The sequence below is a fragment of the Mycobacterium sp. NGS57 genome, from assembly GCF_059812405.1.
On record NZ_JCALCP010000010.1, the window covers coordinates 94,196 to 106,195 of the forward strand.

Sequence of the window (12,000 nt, forward strand, 5' to 3'; positions counted from 1 at the left end):
CGGTGAGTTTCCGTCGTCGTCGGGGTCTGTCAGTGCGCGACCACACCAACGACGACGCAAGGAGACCGCCATGCCCTCGATCACGCCCTCGCTGTGGTTCGACCACAACCTGGAGGAGGCCGCGGAGTTCTACACCTCGGTGTTTCCCAACTCGCGGATCGAGGGCTTCAACCGCACCACCGACGCAGGCCCCGGAGAGCCGGGCACGGTCCTGACGGGCAGCTTCGTGCTCGACGGCAACCGGTTCATCGGCATCAACGGCGGCCCGCACTTCACGTTCAGCGAGGCGGTGTCCTTCACGATCCACTGCAACGACCAGGACGAGGTCGACTACTACTGGGACCGGCTGACCGACGGCGGCGAGGAATCGCAGTGCGGCTGGTGCAAGGACCGCTTCGGCCTGAGTTGGCAGATCGTCCCCGAACGGCTCTACGAGCTGATCGGCGACCCGGATCGGAGCCGCGCGACGGCGGCGACCCGGGCGCTGAACGGCATGCGCAAGATCGTCGTCGCCGAGCTGGAGCGGGCGGTGCGCTGAAGCCCTGGTGTAGCGCGCCGGTCCAGGCCCGTTAGGTTTGTCGTGCAGACCAGCCGAACAGGGAGTGACGATGCCCGACGATGCCGACGGGGCCGGCGCCGATGTCTGAGCCGGGCTGGATCGACGTGCCCGGGCCCGCCGGCGGCCTGAAGGCCCTCAGCTGGGGGCCGCGGGACGCCCCGATCGCGTTGTGCCTGCACGGCTTCCCCGACACGGCCTACGGGTGGCGCAAGCTCGCCCCGCGGCTCGTCGAATCCGGCTGGCGGGTGGTCGCGCCGTTCATGCGCGGCTACGCGCCGTCGTCGATTCCGGTGGACGGCGACTTTCACGTCGGCGCGCTGATGGACGACGCCCTGCGGGTGCGCGAGGCGGCGGGCGGCACCGAGCGCGACGTCGTGATCGGCCACGACTGGGGTGCGATCGCCGCGACCGGCCTGGCCGCGATGACCGACAGCCCGTTCGCCAAGGCGGTGATCATGTCGGTGCCGGTCGCGGCGGGGTTCCGCCGGCGCGGCGGGGTCGCCGACCGGGCGCGGCTGGTCGGTCACCTGCCGGCGCAGCTGCTGCGCAGCTGGTACATCCTGTACTTCCAATTGCCCTGGCTCCCTGAGCGTTCCGCGTCCTGGGTGCTGCCGCGGCTGTGGCGGCGGTGGTCGCCGGGCTACCGCGCCGACGAGGATCTGCGGCACGTGGACGCGGCGATCGGCACGCCGGAGAGCTGGCGGGCCGCGCTGGGACCCTACCGGGCCACGATCCGCAGCCCGCGGCCGTCGGCGCGATACGCCGAGTTGAACCGGCTGTGGACCGAGGAGCCGCTGCTGCCGTGCCTGTATCTGCACGGCCGCGACGACGGCTGCATGACGCCGGCGTTCACCTACTGGACGGAAAAGGCGCTGCCGGCGGGCAGCGAGGCCGCCATCGTGGACCACGCCGGCCATTTCCTGCAGCTCGAACAGCCGGACAAGGTCGCCAACCTGGTGCTGACGTTCATCGGCTCGCCCGGCTGACGCCATGGCGGCCCACCGGATGGCGGCCGTCGATGCGCAGTTCTACTGGATGTCGGCCAAGCTTCCCAACGACCAGTTCCTGCTGTACGCCTTCGACGGCGAACCGGCGGATTGCGCCGGCGCCATCGAGCAGGTGTGCCGGCGGGCGGGCGCGTGCCGCGAGCTGACGATGCGGGTGCACGAGCGCGGCCGGCTGGCCTACCCGCAGTGGGTGCCCGCGACCGTCGGGCCGGAGCGGGTGGTCCGCCACGACCTGACCGACGACGGCTGGCCGGCGTGCCTGGCGGCCGTCGTCGCGCTCGCCGACGACCAGCTCGACGTGCGCCGGGCGCCGTGGCGGCTGCACCTGTTCACCCCGGTGCGCGGCGTTCCCGGCATCCGGGAGGGCGCCGGCACGGTGGCGGTGTTGCAGGTCGCCCACGCGCTGGCCGACGGCGCCCGCGCCTCGGCGATGGCGGCCTGGCTGTTCGGCCGTCCCGCGCCCGTGCCCGCTGCGGCGCGGCCGGCGACGGGGTGGTTGCCATGGCGGGCCGCCGACGCGGCCCGCGCCCATCGGCTGCTGGTGCGCGACACCCGCGCCGGGTTGCTGGCCCCGGGTCCCGGCCCCCGGCCGCTGCAGCCCACCAACACCCGTCCCGGCGGCGGCCGTTCGGTGCGCACCCTGGTGCGGCGCCGCTCGCAGTTGTCCGGCCCCACGGTCACGGTGGGAGTGCTGGCGGCGGTGTCCACGGCGCTGGCCGGCCTGCTCGGCGCGGGGTCGGACGCACTGGGCGCCGAAGTCCCGATGGCCAAACCCGGTGTGCCGCAAGCGCATAACCATTTCGGCAACGTTGTCGTCGGGCTGTACCCGGAACTCGGAATCCACGCCCGGATGGCGCGCATCGCCGCCGATCTGGCGAACGCCCGGCGCCGCTTCGAGCACCCGGCGACCGCTGCCGCCGACCGGGCGTTCGCCGCGATGCCCGCGGCGTTACTGCGTTGGGGTGTCGGGCAATTCGACCCCGATACCCGCCCAGCCCAGGTGGCCGGCAACACCGTGGTGTCCAGCGTGCACCGCGGCGCCGCCGACCTCAGCTTCGGCGGCGCGCCGGTGGTGCTGACGGCCGGATACCCGGCGCTGTCGCCGGTGATGGGGCTGACGCACGGGGTGCACGGCATCGGGGACACCGTGGCGATCAGCGTGCATGCCGCCCGGTCGGCCGTTGGGGACGTCGACGAGTACGTGCGGCTACTCGACGCGGCGTTGTGATCTACTGCGCGTCACCGGACCTCGCCGCCTCCTCGCGGGTCATGCCCATGGCACCGATCAACTCCTCGTGCAGCTCGAACCACACGGTGTGGTACGAGTCGATCAGTGGCCTGGTCAGCCAGGCGGTGTCGCCGGCGGTGATTTTGTCCAGCGCCGCAGCCAATTTCGCCGCGTAAGCCTGGAGCCGCGGCAGCTGTGCGGCGGCCGCCCCCAGGATCGGGAGGGCCCGCGCGTGCACCCCGTCGAGGCGGGCCAGCACCGCCGCGTCATAGGCGGCGTCGTCGTGGGAGTTGGGCGCTCCGCCCTTGAGCTGCCAGTCGGTGACCAGGGACTTGAAATCGGTGTTCACGCCGCGGAAGTCGTCGTAGGCGGCGGTCATGGCGCCCGCGTCGATGCCCGCGCGCTCCTCGGCGAGCAACGCCTCGAGCCGGGCGCGGCCGCCGGGGGTGATCCGCAGCGCCGCGCCGCCGGCCAGCAGGCCCGCGCCGGTCAGCCGCTCGACGATCGGAGCGATGTCGCCGAGGTCTGCGCCCAGGGTCCCCGCGACGTCGGCGGCCGCCGCCCGGCCCTTCAGCCGGACCGCCTGCAGCACTGCCAATTCGGTCATTCGGTAGCGCCCATCGTCAGTCGCAGCGCGGTCAGCATGGCGATCAGCGGTGCGGTGGAAACGACGTCGGTGTGCCCGGCGTCGAGGGCGGCGCGGACCTCGGCGTCGGAGGTGTCGTCCAGCCGCGGGTGATCGCCCGTGGCGTGCGCGCGCAGCGGGCTGATTCGCCGCGCGAGGCCGGCCAGCTCACGCAGCTCCGGCGTCTCTTCCTCCGACCACGCCGACGGGCTCAGATCGCCCTCGCGCACTTCGCCTTCGTAGCCGTCGACGGTGATCTGCTTGCCGGCCAGCGCCGCCGCGGTGCCCCGGCCGCAGCCCACCACGGCCACCCGGCCGAGCTCGCGGCTGACGACCGCGGCATGGCTGGCGGCGCCGCCCACCTCGGTGACGATGCCCTGCGCGGCGAGCATGCCCAGGACGTCTTCGGGCCTGGTGTGATCGCGGACCAGGATGACCCGCTCGCCGCGATCGGCGGCGCCCAGCGCCTCGTCGACGTCGGTATAGGCGCGGCCCGACGCCACGCCCGGGCAGGCCGGCAGCCCTTCGGCTAAAAGCCGTGCGGCAGCACGTGTTTCGGGCTGCAGCGCGGGCCGCAACACGGCCGCCACGTGCACCGGGGTCACGCGGCTCAGTGCCTCGGCGTCGTCGATGAGCCCCTCGCGGCGCAATTGCAGGGCCAGCCGCACCGCCGCCTGCGCCGAGCGCTCGGCCGAGCGCGTCTGCAACAGCCACAACGCGCCGTCGTCGACGGTGAACTCGATTTCTTGCACGTCGGACGCGAGCCGCTCGAGGCAGCGGGCGGCGTCGGCGAGCCGGTCGTAGACGCCCGGTTGCGCGTCGCGCAGGGCGGTGATCGGTTCGACGTCGACCAATCCCGAGACCACGTCGTCGCCCTGGCCGCCCGGCAGCCATTCGCCGAAGGGTTCGTCGGCGCCGGTGATCGGGTTGCGGGAAAAGAACGCTCCCGCACCGGAATTGGCGTTCCGGTTGCCGAACACCATCGCCTGCACGACGGCGGCCGTGCCGCCCCTGTCGTCGAGGCCGTAGTGGGTGCGGTAGGCGACCGCGCGCGGCGAATGCCACGAGGCGAACACCGCCTCGATGCCGGCACGCAACTGCGCGTAGGGATCGGCGGGGACGTCCTGCCGCCCGGCGGCGCCGACGATGCGCCGGTACATCGTCGTGAACCGCCTGCGGGTGTCGCGGGCGAAGGCTTGGTCGCCGAGTTCGGCGAGCGCCTGTTCGACGGCGTCGTTCATGCCCACGTCCAGGATCGTGTCCATCATGCCGGGCATGGAGTGCGTGGCTCCCGAGCGCACGCTGACCAAGAGCGGGAGCGGGCCGCGCCCGAACGTGCGCGAGGTTTGGCTTTCCAGCCAGCGCATCGCAGCGAGCACGTCGTCCCAGATCGCGTCCATCGTCGCGGCGGGGTCCGCGAGATATTTCAGGCCCGCCTCGGTGGTGATGCAGAACGCGGGCGGCACCGGCAGGTCCCGCGCGCGCATCGCGACGATGCCGTGTCCCTTGTTGCCCAGCAGCTCGCGGGGGTGGCGCGCGTCGGCGGTCAGTGCGACCACGGCGGTCACAGTGCACCCCCTCGTCGTGCGGCCTGTCCCGGCGGGACCTTCCCAGCGGGCCCCGACGAGTATGTCAGGACGGTCCGCGCAGGTCCGATGATCTAGGTTTGCACCTATGTATGTGGATGTCGGGTTACTGATTCTGCGGCTTGTGCTGGGACTGACCCTCGCCGCGCATGGCTTCAACAAGTTCTTCGGCGGCGGCCGGATACCGGGAACCGCGCGCTGGTTCCAAAGCATCGGGATGAAGCCCGGCAAGTTCCACGCCGTGGTGGCCGCCACCACCGAGGTGTCCGCCGGCCTGGGCCTCGCGGCCGGGCTGCTGACCCCGATCCCCGCGGCGGGCTTCGTCTCGCTGATGCTGGTCGCGGCCTGGACCGTGCACCGCGCCAACGGCTTCTTCATCGTCAAGGAGGGCTGGGAGTACAATCTGGTGCTCGCGGTCAGCGCCGTCGTGGTGGCCACGCTGGGCGCCGGGAGGTTGAGCCTGGATTGGCTGATCTTCGGCCACAACTGGTTCGACGGCTGGCCCGGACTGATCATCTCGGTGGGGCTGGGCCTGGCCGGGGCGATAGGGCTGTTGGGCATCTTCTACCGGCCGCCGGTCAAACAGGCGGGATAAGCGCGGGCCGGCTACGTCGTCCCGTTCTTCCCGTCCTGGCCGAGCAGCATCCCGGCGGTCCCGCCGGTGCCGGGCGCGCCGGGCGGCGTGCCCGGTCCGCCGTTGCCTCCGTTGCCGCCGTCGCCGATCGATACCGCGTTGCCGCCCCTGCCGCCGGGGGCGCCGGCGCCGCCGGTGTCGGCCGCGCCGGCGCCGCCGGCGCCGCCGTCGCCGATCGCTCCGGCCCTGCCGCCGGCCCCGCCTGCGCCGCCGGGGTCGCCGAGCTCCCCGGCGCGCCCGGCGCCGCCCGCGCCGCCGGAGCCCATGAGCATGCCGGCGTTGCCGCCGTTGCCGCCCGCCGCGCCCTGGAATCCGCCGCCGCCGCCGATGCCGCCGGCCCCGCCGTCGCCGAAGAACATGCCGCCGTTGCCGCCGGCGCCGCCCGCGCCGCCGGTGCCGCCGCCGTTGTTGCTCCCGCCGTCGCCGCCGGCCCCGCCGGCCGCGCCCATGCTCAGCAAGCCGGCGTTGCCGCCGCGCCCGCCGGCGCCCGCGGTGGTCTGTCCGAATCCGCCCGCCCCGCCGTGCCCCCCGCCGCCGAACAGCCCGCCGTTGCCGCCGGCCCCGCCGGCGCCGCTGCTGCCGTTGAGGTTGCTGGCCCCGCCGGCCCCGCCGGCCCCGCCGCTGGAGAACAGCCCGCCGTTGCCGCCGGCGCCGCCCGCCCCGCTGGTTTGGCCGAACCCGGCGTCCCCGCCGACCCCGCCGCCGGTAAACAGCCCGCCGCTACCGCCTACCCCGCCGGCCCCGCCCGTGCCGTTGCCGTTGACGCCGGGGGTAAAGGCAACGGCGCCGTTGCCGCCGTTGCCGGCGGCGCCCGCAAGGAGGCCGGCGTTGCCGCCCGCCCCGCCGGCTCCGCCGATGTTGGCGCCCGGTGCCCGTCCGCCGGCTCCGCCGGTTCCGCCGGAGCCGAACAAGCCCGCACTGCCGCCGGCGCCGCCCGCGCCGCCGTTGCCGGTCGCCGACGCGCCGCCCGCGCCGCCGGCGCCCCCGGAGCCGAACAGTCCTCCGCCGGCCCCGCCGTGTCCGCCGGCGCCGCCCGCGGCCCCGGAGCCGCCGATCCCGCCGTTGCCGAACAAGAGTCCGCCGTCCCCGCCCGCGGCCCCGGTCCCGGCGGCACCATTGACGCCGTTGCCGATCAGGGGGTGACCCGTGAGCGCCTGGACGGGCGCGTTGATCGCGGCGATCGTCTGTTGCTGCGCGGTGTGCAGCGGGCCGGCGCTCGCGGGGGCGTTGAAGCCGTCCAGGCCCAGCAGCTGACCGCCGATGCCACCGGCGCCCGTCGCGCCGCGCACCTGGCCGAGGCCGCCGTTGCCGCCATTGCCGCCGTCGCCGATCAGCATGCCGTTGCCGCCGGCCCCACCCGCGCCGCCGACGCTGCTGGCGGCGCCCTCGGCGGTACCCCCGCTGCCGCCGTTACCGCCGTTTCCGATCAGGCCGGACCCGCCGCCGGCGCCCCCGGCCCCGCCCTGAGCGGTCCCGCCGTCGCCGCCGGCCCCGCCCGCGCCCCCGGAGCCGTTGAGCATGCCGGCGGCGCCGCCGGCCCCGCCGCGCCCGCCGGTTTGGGGGCCGAACCCGCCGTTACCGCCGGCCCCGCCGTCGCCGAAGAGCAGGCCGGCGTGGCCGCCGCCCCCGCCCGCCCCACCGATGCCGACCACCGGCGTGATGCTTTCGCCGCCGGCGCCGCCGGTCCCGCCGCCCCCCATGCTGAGCATGCCGGCGTTGCCGCCGTCCCCGCCGGCGCCGCCGAAGGTTGAGCCGTGCCCGCCGGTGCCGCCGGCCCCGCCGGCCCCGAACATCCCGCCGGTCCCGCCGGCCCCGCCGAGCCCGCCGGTCCCGCCCGTGGTGGCTCCGCCGCCGCCGCCGGCCCCACCGGCACCGAACATCCCGCCGGTCCCGCCGGCCCCGCCGGTGCCGCCGGTCCCGCTCACGCTGGTCCCGCCGAGCCCGCCGGTGCCCCCGGCGGAGAACATCCCGCCGGCCCCCCCGGCGCCCCCGTCCCCGCCGGGAAAAGTGATGCTGTCGCTGTGCCCGCCGGCGCCGCCCGCCCCGGCCGCGCCGAACAGCATGCCGGCGTTGCCGCCGGCGCCGCCGTTCCCGGCGGAGGCGTTCGAGTTTCCGCCGGCCCCGCCGGCCCCGCCGGAGCCGAACAGCCCGGCGGCCCCGCCGTTGCCGCCGGCACCGCCCGGGCCGCCCAGCGCGAGGGGCTGTCCGCCGGCGCCGCCGGCGCCGCCGTTGCCGATCAGCCCCCCTGCCCCGCCGTTGCCGCCGTTACCGCCGGCGTTGCCGCCGTTGGTGCCGGACCCGCCGGCGCCGCCGTCGCCGATCAGCCACCCGGCGGCGGTGCCGTTCTGTCCGGTGCCCGGGGCGCCGTTGGTGCCGTTCCCGATCAGGGGGCGCCCGGTGGCCGCCTGGACGGGCGCGTTGATGCCGTCGAGCAGGGTTTGCAGCGGGGACGCGGCGGCGGCCTCGGCGGCGGCGTACATCGCGCCGCCGTTGCTCATCGTCTGGGCGAATTGCTGATGGAACGCCGCGGCATCGGCGCTCACGGCCTGGTAGAGGCGGCCGTGTTCGTTGAACAGCGCCGCCAGCGCCGCGGACACCTCGTCGGTGCCGGCGGCGAGCACGGCGGTGGTCGGTGCCGCCGCGGCGGCGTGCGCGGCGCTGAGCACCGATCCGATGCTGTCCACGTCGGCCGCGGCTGCCGCCACCAGGTCGGGGGCCACCATCACAAACGACATCGCAATCCTCCCGGTATTCGTGGAATTCAGGATGCGGGGCGGCGCGCCGACGAACGTCGGTCATAGCTCGTAGATTGCGCGCGTAGGGGGGTCGTAGATTTTCCGTGGCCCGTACGCAGGGCCGCCAAGCGCTAGCCGCGCGCGGCCACTTCCTGGGCCAGCTGCACGCGGGAGGAGATGCCCAGCTTCGCGTACACGTGGGTGAGGTGCGTCTGCACGGTGCGCCGGGACACGAACAGCCGGCCGGCGATCTCGTTGTTCGCCAGGCCGTCGGCGACCAGGCGTGCGACGTCCCGCTCGGTCGGGGTCAGCGACGCCCAGCCGCTGCTCGGTCGCTTGCGCTCCCCGCGTCCGCGCCGCGCATACGCGACGGCTTCCTCGAGCGACTGGCCGGCCCCCTCGGCCCACGCGGCATCGAAGGCCTGATCGCCCAGCGCGCCGCGAATCGCCGCGACCGCCCGCTCGTGATCGGCGTCGTGGACGGCGAAGCGGACCACACCGATCTGCCGCCGAATCGTGTCCGCCGCGCCTATCAGCCGCGCCGCGTCGCGATGGCCTTGCCCGTCGGCGGCGAGCCGGCCGAGGCACTCGAGGACATCGGGGACGGCCAGGTGCGCGCCGCACTCCGCCGCACAGGCCAGCGCCTTGTGGGCGTCGCGGTCGGCCTGGTCCGGCTCGCCTTTGGCGAGCGCGATGCGCGCCCGCGTGGTCAGCGCACGGGCCAGGTGCCAGCCCGCCGACGCCGCGACCTGCTGGTCGGCCCAGCGGCCGGCCTCGACCAGGTCGCCGCGCGCCAGGGCGACCTCGGCGATCGGGTTGACGATCGCCGCCCCCAGCTCGCCCTGCACGCTCAGCCGCTGCTGGGCCGCCTCGCACGCGCTCACCGCCGCCGCGACGTCGCCGCCGGCCACGGCCGCGGTGGCCAGCACCGCATAGCTGAATCCCTCGTTGTACGGCCACAGGTCGGCGGCGGCCCGCAGCGACGCCTCGGCCGCGGCCGCGGCCGCCTCGGTCCGGCCCTGGAACGCCAGCGCAAGGCTCAGGCTCAGCCGGCCGCCCCACCGGAACAGCACGTCGTGCGACGCGTCGGCGTCGGCGGTCACCGCGTCGAACTGCCCGACGGCGTCGGCCAGATCGCCCGTCATCAGCTGCGCCAACCCGAGGGTCCAGCGGCACGATCGGGCGTCGAACCGGTCGCCGATCGCGTCGGCCAGCGCGCATCCCTCCCGGGACGCCGCGCCCGCGGCGACCGGGTCGCCCGCGTAGAAAGCGCCGTTGGCCTGCCAGGTCAGGATCTGGGTCAGTCGCCACTGGTCGTCGAGCTCGCGCGCGATCCCGATCGCCTCGGCGAGGTAGGGGCGGGCCGCGTCGGCGCTGTACGACGCGATCGCGCCACAGGCGGTGAGCGCCCGCGCCAGCAGCGCGGGGTCGCCCAGCTCGCGGGCGATGGCCACAGCCTCCTCGGCCTGGTGCGCCTGCTCGAGGTTGTCGGCGATGCTGCGCGACGCGTCGAGGGCCGCCTTGTCGGCGAGCGCCCGCCCGCGCACCACGGCCGCGACGTCGGAGTGCCGCGCGGTGCGTTCGGTGAGGGTGGCGTCGAACCAGGCCAGGCCCTCCTGGATGCGGCCCCGCGTCTGCCAGAGCGGCTGCAGCGACGACGTCAGTTCCAGCGCCCGCTCGATCTCGCCGTGGTGGCGGCTCCACTCGAACGCGGCCCGCAGGTTGTCGATCTCGATCTCGATCTGTTCGAGGCGGCGCTGGTGGTCGGCGTCGGCGGGGCTGTCCAGCAGGGCGGCGAGCGCCGCGTAGTGGTCGCGGTGCCGCGCGTGCACCTCGTCGGCCTCGCCGGACTCCTGCAGCCGGGCGTTGGCGTAGTGGCGCACCGTCTCGAGCAGCCGGAAGCGCGTCCGGTCGCCGGCGTTTTCGGCGACCACCAGGGATTTGTCCACCAGCTGGGCGAGCCGGTCGAGAACTTGCAGCTGCGGCGCCGGATCACCGTCGCCGACGACCCGGGCGGCGTCGAGGTCGAACCCGCCCCGGAACACCGCCAGGCGGCGGAACAGGACGCGTTCGGGCTCGCTGAGCAGCGCGTGCGACCAGTCGATCGATTCGCCGAGCGTCCGTTTGCTGCGCGTCCCGGCGGAAACCTCGGTCACCAGCCGGAACCGGTTACGCAGCCCGTCGAGGATCTCGGCCAGCGACATCATGCGCACGCGCGCCGCCGCGAGCTCGATGCCCAGCGGCAGGCCGTCGAGGCGGTCGCAGATCTCCCGCACCGCGGCGCTGTCGTCGACGGCGATGCCGAAGTCGGGCCGGGCCAGGCGCGCGCGGTCGACGAACAGCTCGATCGCCTCGTCGGCGAGCGAGAGCGCCGGCACCCGCCAGGTCACCTCGCCGGCCACCCCCAGCGGCTCGCGGCTGGTCGTCAGCATGGTGAGCTGCGGGCAGGCCCCCAGCAGCGCGACGGCCAGTTCGGCGCACACGCCGAGCAGGTGCTCGCAGTTGTCCAGCACCAGCAGCACCTCGCGGTCGCCGAGGAACCGCACCAGCGTTTCGGTCGCCGACCGGCCCGGCTGGTCGGGCAGGCCGAGCGCCCGGATCGCCGCGACCGGCACCACCTCGGGGTCGGTGACGGGCGCGAGATCGACGAACCACACGTTGCCGTCGAACTCGGCCGCCGCCTGCGCGGCGACTTGCACCGCCAACCGGGTCTTGCCGACGCCACCGGTGCCGGCCAGCGTCACCAGCCGGTTCTCCGACAGCGCCTTGGCCACCTCGTTGGTCAGGGTGACGCGGCCGACGAACCGGGTGAGCTGCATCGGCAGGCCGTGCGGGACGAGACTGCCGGTCGTGCGCAGCGGCGGGAACTCGACGTCCAGGTCGGAGTGGCACAGCTGCGCCACCCGTTCCGGGCGGGGCAGGCCGCCGAGCTGATGCGCGCCCAGGTCCGTCACCCAGGCGCCGTCCGGCAGTTCATCGGAGACAAGGTCGCGCGTGACGCCGGACACCAGGATCTGACCGCCATGCGCAAGGTCGCGCAGGTGCGCCGCCCGTTCGGCGGTCGCGCCGACGTAGGCGCCGGCGCCGTCCAGCTGCACCTCGCCGGTGTGCACGCCGACGCGCAGCCGGACCGGCTCCGGCGTTGCGCGCTGCAACTCCACGGCGCATGCCACCGCGTCGGTCGCCTGCGCGAACGCGGCCACGAACCCGGCGTCGGCGCCCGGCTGCACCGCCAGGACGCCGTCGTGCGCGGAGACGATCTCGACGGCCCGGCGGTCGAGCCGCGCGGGGGCGGCCGTCATTTGCTCCGGTTGGGTCTCCCGCAGGCGCTCGGAGCCGACGACATCGGCGAGAAGCAGGGTCACTGTTCCTGCGGGCATGAGCTCCCTCGCGCCACGGCCACGCCGGATGCGTGGCCCTTTCTGCGCGCGTACATCAGTTTCGCTCATGCCCGCCGCCGTGGGTCGGATACCGAGCGAAAAAGATCGAGGTCACCGCGGCGGCGGAGGGGCTCGCGGCCCGGCCGGCCGGCCGTTTGCCGTGGCGCGGGCCTACGACCCCGCGCCGCGCCGCATTTACGACCCCTCATGTCGAGTATCTACGCGTTTCGACCGACGTTAGTTCGA

Annotated in this window: 8 protein-coding genes; 4 read left to right on the plus strand and 4 right to left on the minus strand. The window is 74.9% G+C overall.

What is annotated here, in order from left to right; genetic code table 11:
- Positions 1-70 precede the first annotated feature (70 nt).
- The 3 genes from AC5Y43_RS19595 (at position 71) to AC5Y43_RS19605 (ending at position 2,794) form a co-directional block, all read left to right on the plus strand.
- Positions 71-538: a VOC family protein gene (locus AC5Y43_RS19595; RefSeq protein WP_499975136.1), complete on the plus strand. Its 468-nt coding sequence runs from the start codon at positions 71-73 to the stop codon at positions 536-538.
- A 101-nt stretch (positions 539-639) separates the two neighbouring features.
- Positions 640-1,545 (plus strand): alpha/beta fold hydrolase, encoded by a 906-nt coding sequence (locus AC5Y43_RS19600; RefSeq protein ID WP_499975138.1) that lies wholly within the window; start codon positions 640-642, stop codon positions 1,543-1,545.
- Positions 1,546-1,549: 4 nt separating this feature from the next.
- The gene (locus AC5Y43_RS19605; RefSeq protein ID WP_499975139.1) at positions 1,550-2,794 is read left to right on the plus strand and encodes a WS/DGAT domain-containing protein; all 1,245 of its coding nucleotides are present in this window, start codon (positions 1,550-1,552) and stop codon (positions 2,792-2,794) included.
- 1 nt (position 2,795) lies between these two features.
- Here AC5Y43_RS19605 and AC5Y43_RS19610 read toward each other — a convergent pair whose 3' ends face one another.
- Both AC5Y43_RS19610 and AC5Y43_RS19615 read right to left on the minus strand, forming a co-directional pair.
- Entirely contained in the window at positions 2,796-3,401 is a 606-nt protein-coding gene (locus AC5Y43_RS19610) for a MarR family transcriptional regulator (RefSeq protein ID WP_499975141.1), read from the minus strand.
- Entirely contained in the window at positions 3,398-4,987 is a 1,590-nt protein-coding gene (locus AC5Y43_RS19615; RefSeq protein ID WP_499975143.1) for a pyruvate, phosphate dikinase, read from the minus strand. Before AC5Y43_RS19615 ends, AC5Y43_RS19610 begins: the two co-directional genes overlap by 4 nt.
- Before the next feature lie 106 nt (positions 4,988-5,093).
- On the opposite strand from AC5Y43_RS19615, the gene AC5Y43_RS19620 reads away from it, so the two are divergent.
- A complete protein-coding gene (locus AC5Y43_RS19620; protein ID WP_499975145.1) occupies positions 5,094-5,600 on the plus strand; it encodes a DoxX family protein in 507 nt (168 codons plus the stop codon).
- 11 nt (positions 5,601-5,611) lie between these two features.
- Here the strand turns inward: AC5Y43_RS19620 and AC5Y43_RS19625 are convergent, their stop codons facing one another.
- Positions 5,612-8,374: a PE family protein gene (locus tag AC5Y43_RS19625; RefSeq protein ID WP_499975147.1), complete on the minus strand. Its 2,763-nt coding sequence runs from the start codon at positions 8,372-8,374 to the stop codon at positions 5,612-5,614.
- A gap of 131 nt (positions 8,375-8,505) precedes the next feature.
- Positions 8,506-11,754, minus strand: coding sequence for a LuxR C-terminal-related transcriptional regulator (locus AC5Y43_RS19630; protein WP_499975149.1), 3,249 nt, complete (start codon positions 11,752-11,754; stop codon positions 8,506-8,508).
- Between the last annotated feature and the right edge of the window lie 246 nt (positions 11,755-12,000).

Bases quoted from the DNA above. Each gene is read 5' to 3' on its own strand.
- AC5Y43_RS19605 (WP_499975139.1), top strand. From the start codon at position 1,550: ATGGCGGCCCACCGGATGGCGGCCGTCGATGCGCAGTTCTACTGGATG.
- AC5Y43_RS19595 (WP_499975136.1), top strand. From the start codon at position 71: ATGCCCTCGATCACGCCCTCGCTGTGGTTCGACCACAACCTGGAGGAG.
- AC5Y43_RS19610 (WP_499975141.1), bottom strand. From the start codon at position 3,401: ATGACCGAATTGGCAGTGCTGCAGGCGGTCCGGCTGAAGGGCCGGGCG.
- AC5Y43_RS19625 (WP_499975147.1), bottom strand. From the start codon at position 8,374: ATGTCGTTTGTGATGGTGGCCCCCGACCTGGTGGCGGCAGCCGCGGCC.
- AC5Y43_RS19630 (WP_499975149.1), bottom strand. From the start codon at position 11,754: ATGCCCGCAGGAACAGTGACCCTGCTTCTCGCCGATGTCGTCGGCTCC.
- AC5Y43_RS19600 (WP_499975138.1), top strand. From the start codon at position 640: ATGTCTGAGCCGGGCTGGATCGACGTGCCCGGGCCCGCCGGCGGCCTG.
- AC5Y43_RS19620 (WP_499975145.1), top strand. From the start codon at position 5,094: ATGTATGTGGATGTCGGGTTACTGATTCTGCGGCTTGTGCTGGGACTG.